This is a genomic window from Castellaniella sp., from assembly GCF_004321985.1.
In the GTDB taxonomy this organism is placed as follows: domain Bacteria; phylum Pseudomonadota; class Gammaproteobacteria; order Burkholderiales; family Burkholderiaceae_B; genus Castellaniella.
The window spans coordinates 121,573-145,974 of sequence record NZ_SCQN01000044.1 but is presented as its reverse complement, the minus strand read 5'-3'; the positions used below and the strand labels follow the sequence as shown (position 1 = coordinate 145,974).

Annotated in this window: 20 protein-coding genes; 12 read left to right on the top strand and 8 right to left on the bottom strand. The window is 63.1% G+C overall.

Annotation, left to right across the window (positions count from 1 at the left end; genetic code table 11):
* Positions 1 to 3 precede the first annotated feature (3 nt).
* From EPN31_RS10510 to EPN31_RS10465, 10 genes are all read left to right on the top strand, one after another.
* Positions 4 to 972, top strand: coding sequence for a bifunctional riboflavin kinase/FAD synthetase (locus EPN31_RS10510; RefSeq protein ID WP_291772908.1), 969 nt, complete (start codon positions 4 to 6; stop codon positions 970 to 972).
* The gene (gene ileS, locus EPN31_RS10505; protein WP_291773015.1) at positions 962 to 3,802 is read left to right on the top strand and encodes an isoleucine--tRNA ligase; all 2,841 of its coding nucleotides are present in this window, start codon (positions 962 to 964) and stop codon (positions 3,800 to 3,802) included. The genes EPN31_RS10510 and ileS overlap by 11 nt, the downstream gene beginning before the upstream one ends.
* Positions 3,789 to 4,310, top strand: coding sequence for a signal peptidase II (gene lspA, locus EPN31_RS10500; protein WP_291772906.1), 522 nt, complete (start codon positions 3,789 to 3,791; stop codon positions 4,308 to 4,310). The genes ileS and lspA overlap by 14 nt, the downstream gene beginning before the upstream one ends.
* A 10-nt stretch (positions 4,311 to 4,320) precedes the next feature.
* On the top strand, positions 4,321 to 5,517 hold the full coding sequence (gene coaBC / locus EPN31_RS10495; RefSeq protein WP_291772904.1) for a bifunctional phosphopantothenoylcysteine decarboxylase/phosphopantothenate--cysteine ligase CoaBC: 1,197 nt from the start codon (positions 4,321 to 4,323) through the stop codon (positions 5,515 to 5,517).
* Between the two features lie 49 nt (positions 5,518 to 5,566).
* A complete protein-coding gene (dut, locus tag EPN31_RS10490; protein ID WP_291772902.1) occupies positions 5,567 to 6,034 on the top strand; it encodes a dUTP diphosphatase in 468 nt (155 codons plus the stop codon).
* Positions 6,035 to 6,363: 329 nt separating this feature from the next.
* Entirely contained in the window at positions 6,364 to 7,506 is a 1,143-nt protein-coding gene (locus tag EPN31_RS10485) for a branched-chain amino acid ABC transporter substrate-binding protein (protein WP_291772901.1), read from the top strand.
* Positions 7,507 to 7,612: 106 nt separating this feature from the next.
* The gene (locus EPN31_RS10480; RefSeq protein WP_291772899.1) at positions 7,613 to 8,515 is read left to right on the top strand and encodes a branched-chain amino acid ABC transporter permease; all 903 of its coding nucleotides are present in this window, start codon (positions 7,613 to 7,615) and stop codon (positions 8,513 to 8,515) included.
* Between the two features lie 3 nt (positions 8,516 to 8,518).
* Positions 8,519 to 9,514: a branched-chain amino acid ABC transporter permease gene (locus EPN31_RS10475; protein ID WP_291772897.1), complete on the top strand. Its 996-nt coding sequence runs from the start codon at positions 8,519 to 8,521 to the stop codon at positions 9,512 to 9,514.
* A complete protein-coding gene (locus EPN31_RS10470) occupies positions 9,511 to 10,371 on the top strand; it encodes an ABC transporter ATP-binding protein (protein WP_291772895.1) in 861 nt (286 codons plus the stop codon). Before EPN31_RS10475 ends, EPN31_RS10470 begins: the two co-directional genes overlap by 4 nt.
* Positions 10,368 to 11,078 (top strand): ABC transporter ATP-binding protein, encoded by a 711-nt coding sequence (locus EPN31_RS10465; protein ID WP_291772893.1) that lies wholly within the window; start codon positions 10,368 to 10,370, stop codon positions 11,076 to 11,078. Before EPN31_RS10470 ends, EPN31_RS10465 begins: the two co-directional genes overlap by 4 nt.
* Positions 11,079 to 11,212: 134 nt before the next feature.
* Here EPN31_RS10465 and putA read toward each other — a convergent pair whose 3' ends face one another.
* The 6 genes from putA to clpS form a co-directional block, all read right to left on the bottom strand.
* Positions 11,213 to 14,998, bottom strand: a complete 3,786-nt coding sequence (gene putA / locus EPN31_RS10460) for a trifunctional transcriptional regulator/proline dehydrogenase/L-glutamate gamma-semialdehyde dehydrogenase (protein ID WP_291772891.1) — start codon at positions 14,996 to 14,998, stop codon at positions 11,213 to 11,215.
* A gap of 101 nt (positions 14,999 to 15,099) precedes the next feature.
* On the bottom strand, positions 15,100 to 15,726 hold the full coding sequence (locus EPN31_RS10455; RefSeq protein ID WP_291772889.1) for a membrane integrity-associated transporter subunit PqiC: 627 nt from the start codon (positions 15,724 to 15,726) through the stop codon (positions 15,100 to 15,102).
* A gap of 9 nt (positions 15,727 to 15,735) precedes the next feature.
* Positions 15,736 to 17,400 (bottom strand): MlaD family protein, encoded by a 1,665-nt coding sequence (locus EPN31_RS10450; RefSeq protein WP_291772887.1) that lies wholly within the window; start codon positions 17,398 to 17,400, stop codon positions 15,736 to 15,738.
* Positions 17,393 to 18,619, bottom strand: coding sequence for a paraquat-inducible protein A (locus tag EPN31_RS10445; protein ID WP_291773013.1), 1,227 nt, complete (start codon positions 18,617 to 18,619; stop codon positions 17,393 to 17,395). Before EPN31_RS10445 ends, EPN31_RS10450 begins: the two co-directional genes overlap by 8 nt.
* Complete coding sequence (gene clpA / locus EPN31_RS10440) at positions 18,619 to 20,937, bottom strand: ATP-dependent Clp protease ATP-binding subunit ClpA (RefSeq protein WP_291772885.1); 2,319 nt, start codon at positions 20,935 to 20,937, stop codon at positions 18,619 to 18,621. The genes EPN31_RS10445 and clpA overlap by 1 nt, the downstream gene beginning before the upstream one ends.
* 103 nt (positions 20,938 to 21,040) lie before the next feature.
* Complete coding sequence (gene clpS / locus EPN31_RS10435; protein WP_291772883.1) at positions 21,041 to 21,364, bottom strand: ATP-dependent Clp protease adapter ClpS; 324 nt, start codon at positions 21,362 to 21,364, stop codon at positions 21,041 to 21,043.
* A gap of 164 nt (positions 21,365 to 21,528) precedes the next feature.
* On the opposite strand from clpS, the gene EPN31_RS10430 reads away from it, so the two are divergent.
* Together EPN31_RS10430 and EPN31_RS10425 are read left to right on the top strand one after the other, a co-directional pair.
* Complete coding sequence (locus EPN31_RS10430) at positions 21,529 to 21,768, top strand: cold-shock protein (RefSeq protein WP_291772881.1); 240 nt, start codon at positions 21,529 to 21,531, stop codon at positions 21,766 to 21,768.
* A gap of 92 nt (positions 21,769 to 21,860) precedes the next feature.
* A complete protein-coding gene (locus tag EPN31_RS10425; RefSeq protein WP_291772879.1) occupies positions 21,861 to 22,286 on the top strand; it encodes a DUF192 domain-containing protein in 426 nt (141 codons plus the stop codon).
* Between the two features lie 43 nt (positions 22,287 to 22,329).
* Here EPN31_RS10425 and EPN31_RS10420 read toward each other — a convergent pair whose 3' ends face one another.
* Together EPN31_RS10420 and xseA are read right to left on the bottom strand one after the other, a co-directional pair.
* The gene (locus tag EPN31_RS10420; protein ID WP_291772878.1) at positions 22,330 to 22,908 is read right to left on the bottom strand and encodes a Fe-Mn family superoxide dismutase; all 579 of its coding nucleotides are present in this window, start codon (positions 22,906 to 22,908) and stop codon (positions 22,330 to 22,332) included.
* 71 nt (positions 22,909 to 22,979) lie between these two features.
* Positions 22,980 to 24,206, bottom strand: a complete 1,227-nt coding sequence (gene xseA, locus EPN31_RS10415; protein ID WP_291772876.1) for an exodeoxyribonuclease VII large subunit — start codon at positions 24,204 to 24,206, stop codon at positions 22,980 to 22,982.
* Between the last annotated feature and the right edge of the window lie 196 nt (positions 24,207 to 24,402).

Genomic DNA, 24,402 nt, shown 5'->3' with positions numbered 1-24,402 from the left:
CGCGTGAAACCTACCGTTCCCAGCCTGTATCACAGCCTGCCCCGTCACGACTCAACGGCGCCCAGCGCGGTCACCATCGGCAACTTCGACGGCGTGCACCTGGGGCACCAGGCCATCCTCTCTGACGTCCTGCGTGCAGCGTCGCAGCACGGCCTGCTGCCCACCGTCATGACGTTCGCCCCTCATCCCAGGGCTTATTTCGCTCGTAAAGGCCAGCGGCCCGAACTGATTCCGACCCAGATCTGCAGCCTGCGAGACAAGGTCCAGCTCCTTTCAAACCAGGGCATGCGCCAGATCGTCGTCCAGCGGTTCAACCAGCACCTGGCCGACATGAGTGCCGAAGACTTCATCAGCAATCTGCTGGTTCGGGGCCTGAACACCCGCTGGCTGCTGGTCGGAGAGGATTTCCGCTACGGACACAGGCGCGCCGGTGACATCAACCTGCTGCACCGGATGGGCGCAGTCCATGGATTCACCGTCCAGACGCTGGCAGACGTAGCTGACGCCCACGGCCAGCGGATTTCGAGCTCCGCACTCAGAACCGCATTGGCGGTGGGCGACCTGGCCCGCAGTCAGGAGTTGCTGGGACGTAGCTACCGCATCGGCGGCCATGTGATCCACGGCCAGAAACTGGGGCGCAACCTGGGATTTCCGACTCTGAACATGCGGGTTCCAGCCCCCTGCGCGGCGCGCTCCGGCATCTATGTGGTCCGTGTGCACGGCCTGGGCGGCGTGGCGCTGCCAGGCGTGGCCAGCCTGGGGGTTCGCCCCACGGTGACCAACAGCGGCGCGCTGTTGCTGGAGACGCACATCCTGGATCGTACGGTAGATGCCTACGGTAAACTGGTGTGCGTCGAGTTCCTCGAGTTTCTGCGCGACGAGGAATCTTTCCCCGATTTGATGACCCTGACCGCCGCGATCCGCCAGGATGCGCAAGGCGCTCGTGACTATTTTGCCTCCCATGGACTATAGAGACACACTGAATCTGCCGGATACCCCCTTCCCAATGCGGGGCAATCTCGCCAAGCGCGAACCCGGCTGGATCGAGACCTGGGAAGAAAAGAAAATTTATGCGGCGATCCGGACAGCGGCCCAGGGCAGGCCCAAGTTCATCCTTCACGATGGTCCTCCCTATGCCAACGGCGACATCCACATCGGCCATGCCGTCAACAAGATTCTGAAGGACATCATCGTCAAGAGCCACGACATGGCCGGGTTCGATGCGCAATATGTGCCAGGCTGGGACTGCCACGGCATGCCGATCGAGATCCAGATCGAAAAGAAGTTCGGCAAGCATCTGCCGGTTGCCGAGGTCCAGGCAAAGGCCCGGGCCTACGCCACGGAACAGATCGAACGCCAGCGCAAGGACTTCAAGCGGCTAGGTGTGCTGGCCGAATGGGACAACCCCTACCTGACCATGAACCACAGCAACGAAGCCGATGAGCTGCGGGCGCTGGCGCGCATCATGGAAAAGGGCTTTGTCTTTCGCGGCCTGAAGCCGGTGAACTGGTGCTTCGACTGCGGGTCGGCGCTGGCCGAAGCGGAAGTCGAATACGCGGATCGCAAGGACACCTCGGTGGATGTGGCCTTCGCCTTCGACGACCGGACGGCGATCGCGCGGGCCTTCGGACTGCCCGGTGAGGTCGACCCCGGCGCCATTGTGATCTGGACGACCACGCCCTGGACACTACCCGCCAATCAGGCCCTGAACCTGCATCCCGAACACGAGTACGCGCTAGTGCGTCTGGATCGGCCTCGTGAGACCGGGCCGTTGCTGCTGCTGGCTACGGAACTCGTGGAATCCTGCCTGACGCGCTGGAATCTGACGGGCAGGATCATTGCCCGTGCGCCCGGCCAGGCGCTCGCGGGACTGGCCTTCCGACACCCCCTCTACGAAACAGACCCGGGATACCGGCGCCTCTCGCCCGTCTACCCAGGGGATTACGTCACCCTGGACTCGGGTACTGGCGTGGTGCACTCCGCCCCTGCCTATGGGGTGGAAGACTTCCAGTCGTGCAAGGCACACGGCATGGCGGACGCCGACATCCTGAACCCAGTGATGGGCAATGGCCACTATGCCGAATCTCTGCCGCTCTTTGGCGGCGAGATGATCTGGAAGGCGAACCCGCACATCGTGGATACGCTGCGCGCGGCCGGCGCTCTGGTGCAGACCCAATCCCACACACATAGCTACATGCACTGCTGGCGCCACAAGACACCCATCATCTACCGCGCCACCAGCCAATGGTTCGCCGGCATGGACATCCAACCCACCTCCGGGCCGACCCTGCGCGAAATGGCACTCAAGGGCGTGGACGACACGGCGTTCTACCCTGCCTGGGGGCGCGCCCGACTACACGCCATGATCGCGAACCGTCCCGACTGGACGCTGTCACGCCAACGGCAATGGGGTGTCCCCATGGCCTTCTTCGTACACAAGGAAACCGGCGCGCTGCACCCACGTACGTCAGAATTGCTGGATAAGGTCGCGGACCGAGTCGAGCGCGAGGGCATCGAGGCCTGGCAAACCCTGGACCCCCGCGAATTGCTGGGCGATGAAGCGGATCAGTACGAAAAGAACCGCGACACGCTGGACGTATGGTTCGATTCCGGGACCACGCACGCCACCGTGCTCGGGGGCCAGAATCACCAGATGAAGGGGTCGCATGCCCGCCAGCTGGCCTGGCCGGCCGACCTTTACCTGGAAGGTTCCGACCAGCACCGAGGCTGGTTTCACTCGTCGCTGCTCACCGGCTGCATGCTGTATGGGCGCGCTCCCTACAAGGCCTTGCTCACCCATGGCTTCGTCGTGGACGGCGAAGGCAAGAAGATGAGCAAGTCCGTGGGCAACGTGGTCTACCCGCAGGAAATCGCCAACTCCCTGGGCGCGGAAATTCTGCGCCTGTGGACGGCATCCACCGATTATTCGGGTGAATTGTCAATTTCCAAGCAGATCCTGGACCGCGTGGTCGAATCCTATCGGCGCATCCGGAATACGCTGAAATTCCTGCTGGGGAACCTCGCCGATTTCGACTTTTCGACCCAGGCCGTCGCTCCGGAATCACTGCTCGAAATCGACCGATACGCCCTGCAGATGACGGCATCCATGCAGGCCGAAGTCCTGACGGCCTACGAACGCTACGAATTCCACACTGCCGTCAACCGCCTGCAGATCTTCTGCTCAGAAGACCTGGGCGCCTTCTACCTGGACATCCTGAAGGACCGGCTCTACACGACAGCCCAGAACAGTCCCGCGCGTCGGGCAGCGCAAACGGCCCTGCACCATATCACCCACGCTCTGCTCAAACTGTTGGCACCCATCCTGTCCTTCACGGTCGAGGAGGCCTGGACGGACCTGAAAGGCAACCCGGCGTCCGAGACGATCTTCACCGAACTGTTTCACGTCATTCCCCCGATGCCGGACGGCGAGACACTGACCCGACGCTGGAGTCGCCTGCGAGAGATCCGCGCTGAAACCACGCGCGAGATCGAAGCCGTGCGCGGTCGTGGTGAAATCGGCTCATCCCTGGCCGCCGAGATCGACTACGAAGCTTCAGGCGACGACCTCGCTCTGCTGCAAAGCCTGGGTGACGACCTGCGCTTCGTCATGCTGGTATCGCGCGCCGACGTACACGCGGGTGACGGCGCCTTGCGCACTGCGGTTCACGCCACCACACACTCGAAGTGCGCGCGCTGCTGGCACCACCGCGCAGACGTCGGCCACGATGCCGGGCACCCGGAACTCTGCGGACGATGCGTGAGCAACCTGTTCGGTCCGGGTGAAGCGCGTGAGCACGCCTGACGCAGGTACGCCCGGGCGCGACGGGCGCCTGCGCAGCCTGGCAGTCTGGCTGTGCGCAGCGCTGGTGATCATTCTGCTGGATCAGATCGTCAAGCTCTGGATCGTGCAGTCGCTGAGCTATGGCCAGCGCATTCGGGTATTGCCGTTTTTCGACATCACGCTGCTCTTCAACACCGGGGCCGCCTTCAGCTTCCTCGCCAACGGCGGCGGCGCACAGCGCTGGCTCTTCACAGGCCTGGCCCTCGTTGCGGCCGTCTTCATCGCGGGCTGGCTCTACCGAAACCCGCGCCAGCCAGTGCTGTGCGCAGCGCTGGCGAGCATCATGGGGGGAGCGCTGGGCAATGCCGCCGATCGTCTGCTGCACGGACACGTCGTCGACTTTCTGTTGTTCTACTGGCACGATTGGTATTTCCCGGCGTTCAACGTTGCCGACATCGCCATCACCTGCGGGGCCGGGCTGCTGATACTGGACGAAATCCGGCGCGCACGGCACAAACCTGATTCCTGAGGAGAGATCCATGGCAGACCTGGCCGGCAAACGCATCATCCTGGGACTGACAGGCGGGGTTGCCTGCTACAAATCGGCGGAACTTCTGCGCCGAATGCAGGATGAAGGCGCGACCGTGGACGTGGTCATGACCCACGCCGCCACACGCTTCATTACGCCGGTCACGCTGCAGGCCCTCTCCGGCCGCCCGGTCTGGCAGGATGCCTTCGATGCGCGCGTGAGCAACTCTATGGCACACATATCCCTGAGCCGAGGCGCGGACGCCATCCTGATCGTGCCCGCCAGCACCGATTTCCTGGCCAAGCTCGCTCACGGTCTGGCCGACGACCTGCTCTCCACCCTGTGCGTGGCGCGCGGCGCGATACCCCTGCTGGCGGCCCCCGCCATGAACCACGAAATGTGGACTCACCCGGCCACACAGCGCAACGCGGCGCAACTGCGGGCCGACGGAGTGACGCTCATCGGACCGGCTGAAGGATTCCAGGCATGTGGTGAAACAGGTTCGGGGCGCATGATGGAACCGGACCAGATCCTGCGAGCGCTCACCGCCTCCTTTCAGCCAAAACTCCTGGCTGGAAAGCGGGTACTGATCACGGCGGGTCCCACCAGCGAGACCATCGATCCGGTGCGTGTGATCACCAACCGCTCATCCGGCCGCATGGGCTACGCGATCGCGCGGGCGGCCACCGAAGCGGGCGCCGAAGTCACACTGGTCTCAGGGCCGACGGCGCTGCCCTGCCCCGATCGGGTGCGGCGAATCGACGTGATCAGCGCCGCCGAGATGCATGCCGCCGTGATGACCCACGTGACGGGTCAGGACCTGTTCATCGCCGTTGCTGCCGTGGCTGACTGGGGCATCGCCAACCCTTCACCCATCAAGCTGAAAAAATCGGACGACGCCCAGCCCCCACACCTGGATTTCGTGCAGAATCCCGACATCCTGGCTGAAGTCGCGGCGCTTTCCGGCGCCCCCTGGTGCGTGGGCTTCGCCGCCGAGACGGACCATCTGCACGAACATGCTCAGGCCAAGCGGCACCACAAGCATATCCCGGTGATCGTGGGCAACCTGGCGCAACACGTCATGGATGCCGAAGACACCGAACTCGTCATCTTCGACGACGCGGGTGCTCACCCGCTTCCGTTGCAGCCCAAGACTCAGGCTGCGCGTGACTTGATCGCCTGGATCGCTGCCCATCTGCCAGGCTGACGCACCGAACCGCCATCCCTCATTTCCTTTCCGAACCCTCGACGCCGCCATGCAACGACGACTCATTCACGCCCGCATCGTCAACCCGCTGCTGGGTTCCAGCGACATTCCATTGCCGAACTATGCGACCGACGGATCCGCCGCCATGGATCTGCGCGCCTGCCTGGAGCAGCCGCAAACGCTACAACCGGGGGAACGATTCCCAGTACCGACGGGTCTCGCCCTCGATATGCGCGATCCTGGCCTGGTTGCCATCGTCGCCTCCCGATCCGGCCTGTCGCTGAAGCACGGCATCCGTGTTGCGCAGGGCATTGGCGTCATCGATGCTGACTACCACGGCGAGATCCGCGTCCTGCTCACCAACGACGGCAACGTGCCGTATGATATTCAGCCGGGTGAGCGCATCGCGCAGCTGCTCTTCCAGCCCGTGATTCAGGTCGACTTGCACCTCGTCCAGCAGTTCGACACGCCGACGCAACGCGGTGAAGGCGGCTTCGGCAGTACCGGACGCCTCTGAGATCCTCCCTGCCACCGGCGCCGCGATGGCGCACGGTCACGACACCAGCTAGCCTTGGATTACCGATTCCACACAGGGTGGTTTTGCTCGAAACAAGCGACTAGGTATTTTCACGGGTTGTACTCATTTTTGACTGATGGTTATACTTCGCAAATTCTCCGGGTTGCTCTTTTGGTTTCACTTCATTGACCTGACCTGTTGCCGCCCCGGTTGAACTGGTTAACCCGAGCGATCGACTTCGGGAAGACCCCCATGGCAGGTGCACCAACGTACCGATATATTAGCTGTATATCTGTTGTTCCTGGATCCGTTCAAAGGAGAATCCAAATATGAGCAGGCTGACACAACTTACGACCCTGACGGCAGCGATCCTGCTGGCCACGGGGGCCGGCACGGCATCCGCCGCAAGCGGTCCGATCAAGATCGGCGTTCAGGCACCCATCACGGGTGAATACGCAGCCGAAGGCCAAGGCATCCAGAACGGCGTGAAGCTGCTGGTCGACGAGCAGAACAAGGCGGGTGGTCTGCTGGGTCGCAAGATCCAGGTCACCGTTTGCGACGACGAGGGCAAGGCCGCACAAGCCGCCATCTGCGCACGCAAACTGGTCAATGACGGCGTCATCGCCGTAATCGGCACCTACACCAGCGGCGCAGCCCTGGCCGCCGCTCCGATCTACTCCGCCGCGAACGTCATCCAGACCTCCGACGGCACCAGCGACGAACTCACCCAGAAGGGCTGGAAGACGTTCTTCCGCAATGCTCCGCCCAATAGCGACGAAGCGGAATTCACGGCCAAATACCTGGTCAACGTCAAGCAGTACAAGCGCATCGCCATCCTGAGCGATCACTCCAGCTACGCCACGGGCCTGGCAAAAGCCACGACCAAGTCCATCGAGGCGCTGCATGGCAACATTGTGGCCAACGACTTCATCAACGCCGGCACACAGGACTACAGCGCGGTGCTGACCAAGGTCAAGTCCAAGAATCCGGACATCCTGTACTTTTCCGGCTACTACACGGACGGCGGCCTGATCCGGGCGCAAATGAAGCAACTGAGCATGAACGCTGTGTTCGTGGGTGGTGATGCCAACCAGAACGCCGCTTTCGCCAAGATCGCCGGCAACGCTGCCCAGGGCGCGGTGATCATCAACGTGCCGGCCCCGGAAAACCTGCCCTACCCGGAAGCCAAGAAGTTCCTGGCTGACTACACCAAGACCTTCGGTTCGGCGCCCCCCAGCATCTATACCTTCACCAATGCGGACGGGCTGCGTGCCGTCTTTGCCGCCATCGAAGCCACCAAGAGCGCCGAGACATCCAAGCTGATCCCGTGGCTGCACGACATGAAGCAACCATTCGCGGGCGTCACTGGCCCGTTCAAGTGGGATGCGAAGGGCGAGCGGATCGGCAGCCCGATGTCCGCCTTCGAAGTCGAAGCCAACGGCACCTACAAGACCATCTACCCGACGAACTGATTTCGTCTCCAACCCGACGCCCGCATCCGCTCAGGACTGCGGGCGCCGTCTTCTACAGCTCTGACCGGGCGCCTGCCGCCCGCAGGCGCCCGATGGGAACCCATCCATGGACTTTGTTCTCCAGCAATTCATCAACGGAGTAACGGTCGGCGGCATCTATGCGCTGATTGCCCTCGGCTACACGATGGTCTATGGGGTGCTGAAGATGATCAACTTCGCCCACGGTGACCTGTGCATCATGGGCGCTTTCATTGGCCTGACGACGCTGACGTCCGGTGTCTTTGGCGGGTTGCCCACGCCGGTCCTGCTGGCTCTGGCGTTCCTGATCGCCATGATCGTGGTGGGCGTAGCCGGCACGCTGCTCGACCAGCTTGCCTACAAACCCCTGCGCAAGGCGCATCGCCTCTCGGCGGTGGTGTCCGCCCTGGGTGCATCGATGCTGATAGAAAATGGCCTGATGCTCATCTGGGGCCCTAATGTCCGGGTGTTCCCAAGCAACATCCTGCCCACGACCACATGGCAGATCGGCGGCGCCTACCTGAGCTTCGTGCAGCTCGTGATCATCGCCGGCGCCTTCATCCTGATGACTGCCCTGTACTATTTCGTCCACCATACGCGGCTGGGAACGGCCATTCGGGCCACGGCCATTGACCAGGACGCGGCACGACTCATGGGGATCAACGTCAACCGCGTGATCGCCCTGGTCTTCATCATCGGTCCGGTGCTGGGCGCCATCGGTGGACTGTTCATCGGCCTCTACTACCGCCAGACCTACTTCACCATGGGCTGGTCCTACGGCTTGAGCGCCTTCATCGCGGCCATCATCGGCGGCATCGGCAACATCCCGGGCGCCATGTTGGGCGGCCTGCTCCTGGGGCTGTTCAATGCCTTCGGTGCAGGCTACATCTCCAGCTCCTGGCAGGACGCAATCACGTTCCTGCTGCTGATCGCCATCCTGTTAGTGCGGCCCTCGGGGCTGCTGGGCGAACGTGTGGCAGAAAAGGTGTAAGTCATGGAAACTTCAGTGAATCCCAAGGCCCCGATGCCTGCCACCATTGCGGCAACTACCCCCAGGACTTCGACCGTGACACGGACACTTCGCATCCTGGGCCTCGTGCTCTGGCTGTTAGGCCTGGCTATCCCGTCACTCTTTCCGCCAGCCTGGATCACGATCGGCGGCATCTTCGCCATCTACTCCATCGTCGCCCTGTCCCAGGATATCGTCCTGGGCCGGGCGGGGATGTACGACATGGGCCACGCGGTGTTCTTCGGCGTTGGCGCCTACACCAGCGCCATCCTGTCGTTGTCCTTCAACTGGCCCATCCTGTGGACAGTGCCCGTGGCTGTCGTTCTGTCGGCTGCGTTGGGCGCGATCCTGTCGGCACCCATCGTCAAGCTGCGCGGCGACTACCTTCTGGTGGTGACCATAGGATTCAACGCGATCTTCGTCCTGGCCATGCAGAACAACGTGTTCGGGATCACGGGTGGCGCTGACGGTCTCTTCGGCGTCAGCGGTCCCACGCTGTTTGGCCAGACCTTCGGTTCCCAAAGCGACCTGTTCTATCTGAACTGGGTGGTTCTGGCGATCGTGCTGTGGCTGATGCGCAACCTGGATCGCTCGGCACTGGGCCGGACATTCCGGTACATCAAGTACGACGAACTGGCGGCAACGACGCTGGGAGTCAACGCCCGCAACTACAAGGTCGCAGCCTTCGCGCTGGCAGCCGGCATTGCCGGGCTGGCCGGCACCCTCTTTGCCATGCAGCTCTCGGCGGTCAGCCCGGGCTCGTTCCAGTTTACGGATTCGGTGGTGCTGTTCGCCATCGTCTTGGTCGGTGGGCAGGCCTCGGTGCCAGGGGTGCTGCTGGGTACCGCCATGATGTTCGTCGTTCCACAGATCTTCACCGACCTGGCCCAATACCGCTATCTGGCCTTCGGGATCGCCATGATTCTCGTGATGATACTAAGACCTCAGGGCATCTGGCCCGCTCGCAAGGGGGCCCTATGAACACCCGAACCACCCCTCAGAACCCGGCCGCATCGGAGCAGGAGACACTGCTCGAACTGGACGGCATTGGCATCAGCTTCGGCGGGCTGCGCGCGGTCGACAACCTCAGCTTCGCTGTACGGCGAGGCGAGATCGTGGGGCTCATCGGCCCCAACGGTGCCGGCAAGACCACCGTCTTCAACATGATCACGGGTGTCTACAAGCCCACCGACGGCCGCATCCGCTGGCACGGGCAGGACATCACCGGACTGGCGCCCCACCGGGTCGCCGCAGCGGGTGTCCGCCGTACCTTCCAGACCATTCGGCTGTTTTCGGACATGACGGTGCTGGAAAATGTGGTGGCGGGCGAGCACCTGCAGATTCGCCAGAAATGGTGGCAGGGGCTGCTCAATACGCCAGCCCAGCGACGTGAGGAGCAGGCCCTGATCGAGCGCGCCACCGAGGTGCTCCAGCAGCTCGACCTCCTGGACGTCGCCCATGAAATGGCGACCTCGCTGCCGTACGGCGCCCAGCGCCGCGTCGAGATGGCCCGCACCCTGGTGGCCAAGCCCGAACTCATCATCCTGGACGAACCCGCCGCAGGCTTGAACGAACTGGAATCGTCCGCCCTGAACGACACCATCCGCGCCATCCGCGATGCCGGCATCACCGTCATCCTGGTGGAACATGACATGAGCGTGGTGATGAACGTCACGGACAACATCGTGGTCATCAACTTCGGCAAAAAAATTGCCGAAGGCAAGCCCGAGGACATCCGCACCAACCCTCTGGTCATCGAAGCCTACCTGGGCCAGGACGACGAAGAGGATGATCCACTGATGACCGCCATACAGGAAGGCCGGGTGACACCATCATGACCCATTTGCTTGAAGTCGAAGACCTGCAGGTCAACTATGGCCATATCCAGGCACTGAAGGGTATCTCGCTGCATGTGGACGATCGCGAGGTAGTGGCCATCCTGGGTGCGAATGGGGCTGGCAAGACGACGCTGATGCGTACGCTCAGCGGGCTGATTGCGCCAAAGTCGGGCAAAGTCACCTTCGCCGGACACGAAACCACGCATCTGGGCGCGGACCGCATCGTGCGCCTGGGGATCGGCCAGTCCCCCGAAGGACGGCGGGTATTTGGTACGCTGTCGGTCGAGGAAAACCTCCGCATGGGCGGATTCACCCGCCCACCGGCCGAGATCGACGAAAGCTGCAAACACGTCTACAAGATCTTTCCGCGCCTGCACGAGCGCCGGGCGCAACTGGCCGGTACGCTGTCAGGCGGCGAGCAACAGATGCTGGCCATCGGCCGCGCACTGGTCACCAAGCCGCGCCTGCTTTTGCTGGACGAACCAAGCCTGGGGCTGGCGCCCATCATCGTGCGCAACATCTTCCAGGTACTGCGCGACGTCCGCGATACTGGGGTCACGATCCTGGTCGTGGAGCAAAACGCCCGAATGGCGCTGAAGCTCGCCGACCGCGGCTATGTGCTGGAAGTCGGAAAGCTGTCACACGAGGGTCCCGCGCGCGAACTGCTGGCTTCGCCAGAGATTCAGGCGGCTTACCTGGGGCATTGAAGAGCGACCTTATTGCTGGGGCCTGTGGGCTCCGCCGGCTGGCTGAGACCGTAAAGGCACCCGGGGTTAGGCCTGCAGGCCTAACCCGTTCGCCAGGCTGGTAAAGGTCCACTTGGACCTTTACCAGTCCAGGCTCACCCCACCATCATTAGGGTGGCGTTGCCGCCGGCGGCGGCGGTGTTGATGCAGACGGAAACTTCGCGAACCAGCATTTCCAGCGGATAGGCTATGCCGTTTGCCAACTCGTCGGAGCGGCGGGCAATCACGGGGATGATGGGACCTTCGCGACCAGCCACCAACTGCGTCAAATGCAGCAGGTCGTCGCCGTCGCCTTCGAACAACACGGCCTGATAATCTGCTGTGACGACATCTTCGGACGCTACCCAATCAAGCGCCGGGCCGTCACCGGTGAATTGATACAGCGCACGCGCCGACGCCGAATCCACACAAAGCATGGCGTTGCCCGTCCGACGGCAGGCCTCTCGCTGCGCGTGCGCGCCAGTCGGGGTAGTAGCCTGGCAGAGCACGACGCCGCGCGGCTTGAGACGATAGGTATTGCTCTCGCCCGTGGGGCCCGGCAGTTCGAGTTCGGCCCTGGATGCGCCTACGATTCCCTCCACCGGCAGATCTGTGGATCCCGAAGCCACCAGCCGGTGCAGATAAAGGGGGCCGCCGGCCTTCGGGCCGGTGCCGGACAGGCCTTCACCGCCGAAGGGCTGCACACCCACGGTTGCGCCCACGATGTTGCGGTTGACATAAATGTTGCCGGCATGGATGCGGTCCGTGACGTGATGTACGGTTTCATCCAGACGCGTGTGCACGCCAAAGGTCAGCCCGTAGCCGCGTCCGTTGATTTCATCGATCACATGATCCAGGTCCTTGCGCGGGTAGCGCAGGACGTGCAGCACCGGCCCGAAGACTTCGCGCTCGAGTTCACCCACGTCGGAGATCTCGATCAGCGTGGGCGCGACGAACGTGCCGTGGCGCGTCTGCTCGGCGTCCAGGTCCTTGCGCGCGACCCGATGGCCGGAGGCCTGCATGGCGGCCACGTGCTTTTCGATCACAGCCTGCGCCTGGGCGTCGATGACCGGACCTATGTCGGTGGACAGCAGTTCCGGCCGGCCCACGCGAAGTTCCTGCAGCGCCCCACGCAACATGGTGATCGTACGGTCGGCACAGTCCTCCTGGACGCACAGGACACGCAGTGCGGAACAGCGTTGCCCGGCCGAATCGAATGCAGAACTGAGCACGTCGTAGACCACCTGCTCCGTGAGCGCCGAAGAATCGACGATCAGGGCATTCTGGCCGCCGGTTTCGGCGATCAGCGGGACCGGGCGGGCGGTTGCGTCCAGACGCTGAGCCAGCGTAGTCGCAATCAGCTTGGCAACCTCGGTGGAACCCGTGAACATCACGCCCCGGATCACGGGGCTGGCCACCAGCGCAGCGCCCACGGTTTCGCCCTGCCCCGGCAACAACTGGACGGCAGCGGCCGGTACGCCCGCGCGATGCAAGACAGAGACCCCATAGGCCGCAATCAGATTGGTCTGTTCCGCCGGTTTGGCCAGAACGACGTTGCCCGCCGCAAGGGCTGCGCTGATCTGACCAGTGAAAATCGCCAGCGGGAAATTCCACGGACTGATGCACAGCACGGGCCCCAGCGGCCGATGCGTATCGTTGGAGAACTCGGCCTCGATGCGGGCAGCGTAGTAGCGCAGGAAATCGACGGCCTCCCGGACCTCCGAGACCGCATTGGGGAAGGACTTGCCCGCCTCACGCACGATCAGGCCTATCGTGGTCTGCATCTCGGCTTCCATGATCTGGGCCGCGTGCCGCAGGCACTGGGCGCGATCCGTCACCGGGGTCGACGCCCAGATCGGCGCCGCGTAATCGGCCCGCCGCAGCGCGGCCTGGACGTCACCGTCCTCAGCTTCGATCAGCATCCCGACCTGGTCGCGATGATCGGCAGGATTCAGGATGGATCGGGCACGGGCCGGATCCCAATCTCCCGGAGGAGCGGCCTGCCACTGCTGACCGCTGCTGGCCAGCAGCGCGGCCGCCAGGGATCCCAGGCGATGCTCGTTGCTCAGATCCATGCCTGCAGAATTCAGCCGACCGTCGCGCGCCTGGTACAGGTCGCGCGGCAGCGGGATGCGGTCATGCGGCGCTCCCAGCGGCTGGGAGGCGCGGACCTTACTGACAGGATCGGCAATCAGCGCGTCGATGGGCACATTCTTGTCGCCAATCTGATTGACGAACGAGGTATTGGCGCCGTTTTCGAGCAGTCGCCGCACCAGATAGGCAAGCAGCGTCTCGTGCGTGCCAACGGGGGCGTAGATCCGGCAAGGCCGGTTCAGACGGCCCTTCGAGACAGGTCCGACCACCTCTTCGTACAGCGCCTCACCCATGCCGTGCAGACACTGGAACTCGTATTGCCCCGGGTAGTAATTTTCGCCGGCCAGGTAATAGATTGACGCCATGGTCTGCGCGTTATGCGTCGCGAACTGTGGGAACACCGCCTCTGGCGCAGACAACAGCTTGCGGGCGCAGGCCAGATAGGACACGTCAGTATGGACTTTGCGGGTATAGACGGGATAGCCCTCCAGGCCATCGACCTGTGCGCGCTTGATCTCCGAATCCCAGTAGGCGCCTTTCACCAGCCGCACCATCAGCCGGTGCTTGCTGCGGCGCGCCAGGTCGATCAGAAAGTCGATCACGAACGGACAGCGCTTCTGATAGGCCTGGACCACGAAGCCAATGCCGTTCCATCCGCGCAGGCGCTCATCGAAGCACATGGCCTCCAGCAAATCCAGCGACAGCTCCAGGCGATCCGCTTCCTCGGCATCGATGTTCAGGCCGATGTCGTAATGACGTGCCAGGACGGCTAGGTCCAGCATGCGCGGCAATAGCTCCGACATGGCACGATCCCGCTGAGCACGGGCGTAGCGCGGATGTAGCGCCGAGAGTTTGATCGAAATGCCTGGACCCTCGTAGATGCCACGGCCCTGGGCCGACTTACCGATCGCATGGATGGCTTGCTGGTAGGACTTGTAGTAGTACGCAGCGTCTTCGGCAGTGGTCGCCGCCTCGCCCAGCATGTCGTACGAATAGCGAAAACCAACATCCTCGAGCTTGCGGCCATTGGCCAGTGCCGAGGCAATCGTCTGTCCCGCCACGAACTGCTCGCCCATGAGCCGCATGGCCATGTTGACCCCGCGGCGAATCAGCGGCTCGCCGCCCTTTGCGATCAACCGCGTCAGCGCGCGAGACAGGTTTTGCTCGCTGTGCACCCCTACCAGCTTGCCGGTCACCAACAGTCCCCAGGTTGCCGCATTCACGAACAGCGACTGCGACTCACCGACGTGCGCCTTCCAGTCTCCCCGGCTGATCTTGTCGCGGATCAGCGCATCGCGCGTGGCCCGGTCTGGAATGCGCAGCAGGGCCTCTGCCAGGCACATCAGCGCCACTCCTTCCTGGCTGGAGAGGGAGAACTCTTGAATGACACCTTCGACCCCACCGCCCGTACGTTTGTCGCGCAGCGCCTGTACCAGGCGCGTGGCCAGCGTGCGGACCGGCTCGGCCGAGCCGACCTCGGCCTGGTCCAGCAGCATGGCTACACATTCGGGCTCAGGCCGGCGATAGGCAGCGGTGATGGCCGAACGCAGGACCGACTGTGGCTGGATCTCCTGGGCAAACGCATAGAAGGGGCTCTGCGGATCCAACTCACCCGAAACCTCGGATGTATCGGGATCGAGGCGATGGTCAATATCGGCTGGCAACTGCCCGCGCTCGATAGCCTCGATATAGGTGATCAGCGCCTGCTTGTGAAGCCAGTGGGGCGTGCACCCCAGCGACTCCGCCAATTGCTTCAGACGCTCGCGCAGCGCCTCATCGACCTTCACACCCAGGGTAACCGTACTCATGTCAGGATCCACACCAGAAGACCATGGCCGAGAGACGCCTCGGCCCGAATGGCATACTACCGGGTTGTACCTTATGATGCCATTATGGTTAACCCCTGATCTTACCAGGTACAACCCGAATAAAGAATCCCTTGATCTGCAGGTGAACCAGATACGGAGCTTTGATCTGCAATCATGCGTGCAAGCACCCCTAACGCCCGTCGCTGCCCGTCCACCAGCGCTGCCACCCCAGCACCGGCCGGCACGGACACGCCGGCCCGGCACAGCCGGGCTGCGCGGGCGCCGGGGCCATGGTCGGTCCAGTCAGCCTCCAGCACCACACGCTTACCCCAGAGCAGGTCGAACCGTGTCACGCGCACCGTCACTGCGCGAACCGGCACCGATGCCAGGCCTTGCACGCGGTCCAGATCCGGTACCCCGAGCACCTCGGCGACGCGTGCCGACAGGCCTCTCTGGATCTGGTCACGCAGGGGCGCGGCCCACAGGGACTGGTTGAGCATCTGCACGGATGGCGCCGAAGGGGAGTCACGAACCACCAATTGCAGCCGATCAACCTCGGCCGGAACCTCGGAAACCTGCAACCGCAGCCCGTAGGTTGCCTGGCGAGCAGCCACCTCCGGCGCGGGTCGATACGCCGGTGGAGCCAAACTGTAATAGTGCACGGACGGCCCCGCGCATCCGGCCATCATCACCACGGCACTCAATGCCACCCAGGCTTTGCGGATCATGAAACTCTCCTAGTGCAAGCGGTCCGGCGCCTGGCCTCGCAGTACGGTCCCAGGGTTGGCCTGGAGCGTGTCCGCAAGCTGGCGCAGCGCCCGTGCGGCCCGATCAAGTTCCTGCAAGGTGCCCTGCAGGCCGCCCAGCAAGGGCGCGTCCGGATTCAGGGTCTGGCTTACTCGATCCAGGGATTTCTGGGCCGACTGCAGGGTCCGGGTAGCCTGCGGCGCCACTTGGCCGTTCAGGCGCTGCAACAGCAACCGCAACGTCTTCAGGTTGGCCTGCAGCTCCTGCCCGATGCCATCGAGCGGCACGGCGTCGAGCTTGGCCACAATGTTCGCGAGTTGGCCTTGCAACCGGTCAAAGCTTCCAGCTACCGTGGGAACCAGGTAGCTCCCCGCAGCTGGCGGCGTGTCGACGGGTGGCACCACCTTCTCGTTGGGGAAAAAGTCCAGCGCGATGTACTGCTGCCCGGTCAACAGGCTGGCAGAGCGCAACTGAGCACGCAACCCCCGCTGGATCAAGGGGTCGAGCAGCGCCTGCCCCTGCTTGCCCGGTTCCGCCCTGCGCCACGCCTGGTAGGCATCGCCAAAGCGCGACGGATAGACCAACGAACGCACTCTCACATAAAAGCGTCGGCGCTTGTTGTTGTATTCGACGTCGATATCCACGACCTTGCCGATCGTGATCCCGCGGAAATCCACGATGGCGCCCACCTTCAGGCCGCGCACCGATTGATCGAAATGGAATTCAATGGGAGTAGGCACCCCGTCCGGGTCCGCCAGCGCCTCGTCGCGCGTCGCAAACAGCGTATAGACGGTATCCGGCTTGGCCGGCCGGGTGTCCGGGATACCGTCATAGGACGCCGACTCGTCAGCCTGCGCAAAAGCCACGCCGCCATTCAGAACGGCGGCCAAGCCTCCAGTACGGACCTGAACACCCTCGGTCGAGACGGATAGGTCCACCCCGCTGCTGTTCCAGAAGCGCGTGTCGGACGTGACGTAGTGGTCATAGGGCTTGCGCACAAAAATCTGCACTCGGACCGAGCGCCCGTCCGGTGCCATGCCATCGCTCACGACGCGCCCCACCTCGACGCGCCGGTAATAGACGCTCGAGCCCACGGTGAGCGACCCCAAGTCATCGGCCTGCAGCACGAAGCGCGTGCCTTCCTGCCCATAGAGGATCTCCGGGGGGTTCTCCAGCCCGCGAAACTCGTAGACAGGATCTCCTGCCAGGCGAGTGGGCGCATCCACGCTCAGGTATTCGCCCGAAATCAGCGTGTTCAGGCCCGACACACCGGCCAGGCTGACCTGTGGGCGCACGACCCAGAACTTCGAGTCCTTCTGGGTGATGTACTTGGCACCATCGCGCCTGAGCTGCACGTCCACCAGCACCTGCTGGCGATCCGGCGCCACCCGGATGTCCTTGACCTCGCCGACCTCGACATCACGGTAGCGCAGCTTGGTCTGGCCGACGGCCAGACCAGCCGCCGTCGGGAAGCTGACCGTGATCACCGGCCCGGTCCGCACCCAGACCGACGCCACCAGCGACACGCCAACCGCCAGCGCCAGCAACGGCACCAGCCAGACCCACGACCAGTGCAGCCCGCGCCCAGGAACCAGGATAGGCACCGGCGGCGGAGCCGATTCGGCAGATGGCTCCGGAAGCTGTTCTTCAGTCATGCATCGGTTCCCGTAATGAATCCCACCCGCAGCGCGGATCATAGCGCAGCGTGGCTGCGACCGTGAGCACTACCACCATACCGAAATTCAGCGCCGCAGGCCCGATGAAGATTTGTGAAACGCCCTGAAAGTTCGCCATGGCAGCCAGCAACACCACCACGAAAACGTCCAGCATGGACCACTGCCCCACCCGCTCGATCGCATCATAGAGGCGCGTATGCCGGCGCTGCTCGCCAACCCCGACCGGATGTTCGTGAAGCAGCAGAAAAGTCAGTGCGACCAGCTTGGTCACCGGCACCATCACACTGGCCACAAACACGATCAGGGACAGATCCCAGGAGCCCATGCGCCAGAGCTCGACCACCCCGCCGAGGATCGTATGCTCGGTACTCCCCAGCAAAGTCTGCACACGCATCACCGGCAGCAGATTGGCCGGAACGTAGAAGATCACGGCCGCCACCATCAACGCCCAGACCTCGCCCCGGTGCTGGATGACACGGTGCGGGAGATGCCCGTGGCAGCGCCGGCAGCGTTCTGAGCCCCGCGGTGGCTGGACCATTCCGCAGCGATCACAGACCGCACCCACGCCCAACGCACCGGACACAAGCACCCGGCTGCGGTCCTCGGCCAAGCGCCAGAGTGCAGCCGCATCCCATCGGCTCAGCCCGGCCAGCAGGAAGATCAGAACGAAAAACCCGAGCAGGCCCGGACCCACCTGGACATGGGCCAACCCCGCGAGCTTGACGAACGCCACCAGAATTGCCAGCACCAGCACAGACGCCATGGCCCACGGCGTGAGCCGCTCCAGCCAGCGCAATGGCCGCACCAGCCTCTCGGGGTCCGAGCGCGAAAAGATGATCTGCAGGCTGCGCAGGGTCAGCACGATACGGATCAGCGGCAGCCAGAACCCCACCAATCCCGTCAGGACCGATACGCCGTAATAGCCACGGTCCCAGGCCTCGCGCAGCGCCCCCCAGAAGGTCACCTGCAGATCCAGACCCTGTACCGAAATAGCCGCAATTGGAAAGACCTGCGCCCACGCGAAGACGATGAGGCTCGCCCAGGCAAGCGCATACCACTGTTCAGCGGACAGCCGGCCCTGGCGATAGAGCTCAGCGTGACAGCAGGTGCACAGCGCCCGACCGCCGCGCGCGAGCGGCGCCCGCTGATGCAGGGCGCCGCAATGCGGGCAGGCGATCAGGGGCCCCCCGCCGTGCATCAATCCACGAGCTCAGGCTCGGGGCGCGACGGTGCAGGTACAGCCCCACGGTCGGAGGGGCCGTCGGGGAAGTTCAGGACCACGTGGCCCTGCGCATCCAGATCGACCTCGACCGGTCCTCCATGGATCAGCCGGCCAAACAGCAGTTCGTCAGCCAGCGCTCGGCGAACGGTGTCCTGGATCAACCGCTGCATGGGGCGGGCTCCCATCGATGGATCGAAACCCTCGTGCGCCAGATAGTCACGCAGCGCAGGTGTAAAGATCGCCTCGACACGCTTTTCGTGAAGCTGGTCTTCGAGCTGCATCAGGAACTTGTCCACCACCTGCATGATGACTTCACGCGGCAAAGGCGCAAAACCGATGATGGCATCCAGTCGGTTGCGGAATTCCGGGGTGAAGAGGCGCTTGATTTCAGCCATCTCGTCGCCGGTGCGCTCAAGCGACGCAAAACCGATGGTATTGCGGTTGAGCGTATCGGCCCCGGCGTTCGTGGTCATGACCAGAATCACGTTGCGGAAATCTGTCTTGCGGCCATTGTTGTCGGTGAGCGTCCCGTGATCCATGACCTGCAGCAGGATGTTGTAGACGTCGGGATGAGCCTTTTCGATTTCGTCGAGCAGCAGCACGCAATGCGGCTGCTTGGCCACGGCCTCCGTCAGCAGCCCGCCTTGGTCGAACCCCACATACCCCGGAGGCGCACCGATCAGACGAGAAACGGTGTGTCGCTCCATGTATTCGGACATGTCGAAGCGCAGCAGTTCGATCCCGAGCACAAAGGCGAGCTGGCGCGCGACCTCGGTCTTGCCCACGCCGGTCGGCCCGGAGAACAGGAAGCAGCCGATGGGCTTGTCGGGTCGCCCCAGGCCAGAGCGCGCCATCTTGATCGAAGCCGCTAGCGCCGCGATGGCCTTGTCCTGGCCAAAAACCACCGCCTTCAAGTCACGCTCCAGCGTCGCCAGCCGATGACGATCGTCAGTGGAAACGTTCTGCGGCGGAATCCGTGCAATGCGCGCGACGGTGGCCTGGATCTCGGCGCGACCGATGAGTTTTTTCTGCCGCGACTTGGGCAGCAGGCGCTGCGCTGCGCCAGCCTCGTCAATGACGTCGATGGCCTTGTCCGGCAGGAAGCGATCGCTGATGTGGCGCGCCGCCAGCTCGGCTGCGGCCGTGATCGCTGCCCCGGAAAAGCGCACCTGATGGTGAGCCTCGAAGCGCGCCTTCAAGCCACGCAAGATCTGGATGGTCTGCTCCACCGACGGTTCGGGCACGTCGATCTTCTGGAAACGCCGCGCCAGCGCATGATCCTTCTCGAAAATGCCCCGGTACTCGGTGTAGGTAGTGGCGCCAATGCACTTCAACTGTCCGGAGGAGAGCGCGGGCTTGAGCAGGTTGGAGGCATCGAGCGTCCCGCCCGAGGCGGATCCCGCACCGATCAGCGTGTGGATCTCATCGATGAAGAGTACCGCCTGGCGATTGTCCCTCAGGGACTTCAAGACCAGCTTGAGGCGCTGCTCAAAATCGCCTCGGTATTTGGTGCCGGCCAGCAGCGCCCCCATGTCCAGCGCGTAAACCTGGGTGCCGTGCAGCACCTCGGGTACATCGCCCTGAGTGATGCGCCATGCGAGGCCCTCGGCAATGGCCGTCTTACCCACTCCGGCCTCGCCGACCAGCAGAGGATTGTTCTTGCGCCGGCGGCACAGAACCTGGATGACGCGCTCGACCTCGTCCTCGCGACCGATGAGCGGATCGATGTTGCCCTTCAGGGCTTCCGCGTTCAGATCGGTGGCGTACGTCTCCAGCGCCGACTTCTGTTGATCAGCCTTGGGGTCGGCCGCCGGCGGTTCCTGGCGCGCGTTTTCAGGCGCTGCCGACTCCTCGGGCATCTTGGTGATGCCGTGGGACAGATAGTTCACCACGTCCAGCCGCGACACCCCCTGCTGGACCAGAAAATACACGGCATGGGAGTCCTTCTCGCCATACATGGCCACCAGCACGTTGGCACCGGTGACTGCGGCCTTGCTGGAACCATTGGAGGAGACATGCATGATGGCGCGCTGAATGACGCGCTGAAAGCCCAGTGTGGGCTGTGTGTCGACCTCGCCATCGCCCGGGAAAACCGGAGTGTTCTCGGCGATGAACTTGCGTAGATCCTGGCGCAGCAGTTCGACATCCGCTGCGCACGCGCGCAGGACTTCCACCGCCGAAGCGTTATCCAGCAGGGACAGGAGCAGGTGCTCGACGGTGATGAATTCGTGCCGCGCAGCGCGGGCTTCAACGAACGCCATATGCAGGCTGACTTCAAGCTCTTCGGAAATCACGCTTCCTCCATCGCATATCGGAGCGGGTGAACCAATCCGTTGCTTCTATTCTATGACTAAATGGCCACCGGGTTCCCCACAGGGATTACCCGCCGGGTGAGACTCACGGAACCGGCACAGGTTCCATCAAGCACTGAAGTGGATGCTGGTCGGCGTGCGCCATGCGCAACACCCTGTCCACCCGCGTGGCCGCCACGTCACGGGTATAGATCCCGCAGACACCGCGCCCCTGGTGGTGGACCTGGAGCATGATGCGCTCGGCCTCCGCGCCGTTCTTGTGAAAGACGACCTCCAGCACGCGCACCACGAAATCCATGGGCGTGTAGTCGTCGTTGAGCAGCACGACTTGATACATCGGCGGTGGCGCCAAACGAACCGGCAGCGCCTCGCTGCTCAGTTCACGTTGGGTCTGAATGACGGTCGGCATGCATCAAAATCAGGGAAGTGAGCCCTATCGGCTGCGACTTCCCTAGTAGTTTCCATAGTTGACTGAATGACATCGAATTCAGCATGATCATCGTGTCCCTACGATTATCCGCTCGGATGACCGGGGCCGTATGAACCTTACACTATAGTCGAGAGGCAGTTTGCATGTCGGAATCCATCGAAAGTACCGAAGCGTCACAGAAATTGACCGGGACGGTTAAATGGTTCAATGATGCCAAAGGCTTTGGCTTTATTACTCCCGACAATGGGGGCGAAGACCTTTTCGCACATTTTTCATCGATTCAGATGAACGGCTTCAAGACTCTGAAAGAGGGTCAAAAGGTCTTGTTCGAAATCGCGCAAGGTCCAAAAGGCAAACAGGCCCTGAACATCACAGCTGCCTGAGCAGGACACCATTGCGATTTTACTGCGGCGCAGGGCCCGATCGGCGCCCTGCTTTTTGTCGTTGGCTGCGACCCATCCTGCTGACGACATTCATGCTTCTGCCGGGCTTGCCGGCTGCGGCGCAGCCTCCTCTGGCCATGGTTTCGCTGGAAGTTGGCGAACACACGGTCCATGCGGAGCTAGCCGATACGCCGGACCGCATGCGCGAGGGCCTCATGGGCCGGACCCATCTGGCAGCGGATAGCGGCATGCTGTTCATGCTCGGACCGCCGGACGATCTGTATTGCTTCTGGATGAAGAACACGCTGCTACCACTGTCGATCGCCTTCATCGACGAGCACGGCCGCATCGTTTCGATCCAGGACATGCAGCCTCTGAGCCTTGCACCACACTGCCCACCCAGCGCGATCACCACGGCGCTGGAAATGGACCAGGGCTGGTTCGCACGGTCCGGAATCGGGGTGGGCGCTGCCGTCCGGGGAATTCCGCCCCTTCCAGCCGCCAGACGGCCCAATTGAAAAGGCCCGCCACAAAGGCGGGCCCTGGCGGACACGAGGTCAATCAGCCCAGGTTAGCGGCCGCAAAGTTCCAGTTCACCAGTTTCCAGAAGTGCTCCAGATAGGTGGGACGGGCATTGCGGTAATCGATGTAGTACGCGTGTTCCCACACGTCACAGGTCAGCAGCGCCTTGTCATTGGTATTCACGGTGGTGCCGGCGTTGCTCGTGTTGACGATGTCGAGCGAACCGTCGGGCTTCTTCACCAGCCAGGTCCAGCCGGAACCGAAATTGCCGCCTGCGGCAGCCGAAAACGCCTTCTTGAAGGCATCCACGCTGCCCCATTTGGCTTCCAGTGCCTTACGCAGGGCACCGCTGGGTTCACCGCCGCCCTTGGGTGACAGGCTGTTCCAGTAGAACGTGTGGTTCCAGACTTGGGCGGCATTGTTGAACACGCCGCCGGTGGCCTTGCGGATGATGTCTTCAAGGCTGAGCGACGCCAGATCCGTGCCCTCGATGGCCTGGTTCAACTTCGTGACATAGCCGGCGTGGTGCTTGCCATAGTGAAATTCCAGCGTTTCCTTGGAGATATGTGGCGCAAGCGCATCCAGCGCGTAGGGAAGCGGCGGCAGAGTAAAAGCCATAACATTTCCTTCAAAAGCATTGAATGAACCGAAAGGCGACGGACCCGAAGGGCCTGCGCCTGGAGCACGCCTTACGATCGGACGACCCGTGCCGGAACCCGGCCCTGTGCCAGTTCGATATCAAGCAGCTCCTCCGTTTTCAAGTCTAACGCATTTTTGGCAATGGACCCGTCGGCCCGATGAACGATGGCGTACCCTCGCTGCAGCACGCCCCGGGGGTCGAGGGCCCGCAGGGTTCCAAGTGCTGCGCGCAGATGCTGGGACTGTGTCTGCAGCCGGCCCCGGAAGCCGGATTGCAATTGCTGCATGGCCCATTGCAGACGCTGCCGGCGAAGACGGACCTGCTGCGCGGGGGAGACGAGTTGGGCGGCCGCCCGATCAAGACGGAGCGCAGCCTGTTCCAGACGGCGCTGCTGCGCGCGATCGAGCCGCTCAGCAAGCGCCATGACCTGGCCCAGCGCCTGATCACGCGGCACGCAGCACAGTTCGGCTGCAGCCGTCGGCGTCGGAGCCCGCAGGTCGGCGACGAAATCCGCAATCGTGAAATCCGTCTCATGCCCCACCCCGCTGATGATGGGGATAGCGCTGGCCGCGATGCGCCGCGCCAGGGCCTCATCGTTGAAGCACCACAGGTCCTCGAGACTGCCACCGCCGCGCACCAGCAGCAGGGTATCGACCTCGGCACGCGCCAGCGCGGCATCCAATGCCGCGCACAACTGGGCGGCGGCCTCGCGGCCCTGCACCTGTGCTGGATAGACGATGACCCGCACATGCGGGGCTCGCCGCGCCATGACCGACAACACGTCCTGGAGCGCTGCGGCCGCCAGCGACGTGATGACCCCCACGGTGCGCGGCATGACTGGTACTGAGCGGCGCCGGGCGGCATCGATGAGCCCCTCGCGCACCAGACGGTCACGCAGCCTCAGGAAGGCCTCGTGCAGGTCGCCCCGCCCCGCCCGCCGCAATGCTTCGACCTGGACCTGGTAATCGCCCCTGGGCTCGTAGAGCGACACCTGGACCCGGAATTCGAAGCGGTCGCCCGCCTGCGGCACGAAGCCGACGGTCTGCGCGCGGCCGCGGAACATGACGGCACGCACAGCAGCAGATTCATCCTTGATGGAGAAGTACCAGTGGCCCGACGCTGCGCGTGTGAAATTGGAGATCTCTCCAGCCACCCAAAGGCGCGGAATCGAAGAGGCCAGCACATCCGCCACTCGGCGATTGAGCGCAGACACGCTCAGGACTTCGTCCTGGGGCGATTCACCGCGCCCCAAAGGGCTTTGCAAGGCAAGATTCATCGAAACCTATCCACAGAAAGCCTCGCACTGTCAAACAGGCCTATTTTCGAGCCTGTCAGCGGAACTCATCCAAAGCGACATGAAGAAAAGCTCACAAGGTACTGATTTATATGACTGAACAAAAAAGTGCAAGAGTGTGCAAAAAGTAGCCAATCGACTGCTGAAAGGCATGAAACGTGCGCCTTGACACTCTTGT

What these genes read in the sequence shown, in the direction of transcription:
- EPN31_RS10455 (WP_291772889.1), bottom strand. Translation starts at nt 15,726, where the DNA reads ATGATCCGCAAAGCCTGGGTGGCATTGAGTGCCGTGGTGATGATGGCC.
- ileS (WP_291773015.1), top strand. Translation starts at nt 962, where the DNA reads ATGGACTATAGAGACACACTGAATCTGCCGGATACCCCCTTCCCAATG.
- xseA (WP_291772876.1), bottom strand. Translation starts at nt 24,206, where the DNA reads ATGAATCTTGCCTTGCAAAGCCCTTTGGGGCGCGGTGAATCGCCCCAG.
- EPN31_RS10445 (WP_291773013.1), bottom strand. Translation starts at nt 18,619, where the DNA reads ATGCACGGCGGGGGGCCCCTGATCGCCTGCCCGCATTGCGGCGCCCTG.
- dut (WP_291772902.1), top strand. Translation starts at nt 5,567, where the DNA reads ATGCAACGACGACTCATTCACGCCCGCATCGTCAACCCGCTGCTGGGT.
- EPN31_RS10420 (WP_291772878.1), bottom strand. Translation starts at nt 22,908, where the DNA reads ATGGCTTTTACTCTGCCGCCGCTTCCCTACGCGCTGGATGCGCTTGCG.
- EPN31_RS10465 (WP_291772893.1), top strand. Translation starts at nt 10,368, where the DNA reads ATGACCCATTTGCTTGAAGTCGAAGACCTGCAGGTCAACTATGGCCAT.
- EPN31_RS10430 (WP_291772881.1), top strand. Translation starts at nt 21,529, where the DNA reads ATGTCGGAATCCATCGAAAGTACCGAAGCGTCACAGAAATTGACCGGG.
- EPN31_RS10450 (WP_291772887.1), bottom strand. Translation starts at nt 17,400, where the DNA reads ATGACTGAAGAACAGCTTCCGGAGCCATCTGCCGAATCGGCTCCGCCG.
- EPN31_RS10470 (WP_291772895.1), top strand. Translation starts at nt 9,511, where the DNA reads ATGAACACCCGAACCACCCCTCAGAACCCGGCCGCATCGGAGCAGGAG.
- EPN31_RS10480 (WP_291772899.1), top strand. Translation starts at nt 7,613, where the DNA reads ATGGACTTTGTTCTCCAGCAATTCATCAACGGAGTAACGGTCGGCGGC.
- putA (WP_291772891.1), bottom strand. Translation starts at nt 14,998, where the DNA reads ATGAGTACGGTTACCCTGGGTGTGAAGGTCGATGAGGCGCTGCGCGAG.
- clpS (WP_291772883.1), bottom strand. Translation starts at nt 21,364, where the DNA reads ATGCCGACCGTCATTCAGACCCAACGTGAACTGAGCAGCGAGGCGCTG.
- EPN31_RS10485 (WP_291772901.1), top strand. Translation starts at nt 6,364, where the DNA reads ATGAGCAGGCTGACACAACTTACGACCCTGACGGCAGCGATCCTGCTG.
- EPN31_RS10475 (WP_291772897.1), top strand. Translation starts at nt 8,519, where the DNA reads ATGGAAACTTCAGTGAATCCCAAGGCCCCGATGCCTGCCACCATTGCG.
- EPN31_RS10425 (WP_291772879.1), top strand. Translation starts at nt 21,861, where the DNA reads ATGCTTCTGCCGGGCTTGCCGGCTGCGGCGCAGCCTCCTCTGGCCATG.
- coaBC (WP_291772904.1), top strand. Translation starts at nt 4,321, where the DNA reads ATGGCAGACCTGGCCGGCAAACGCATCATCCTGGGACTGACAGGCGGG.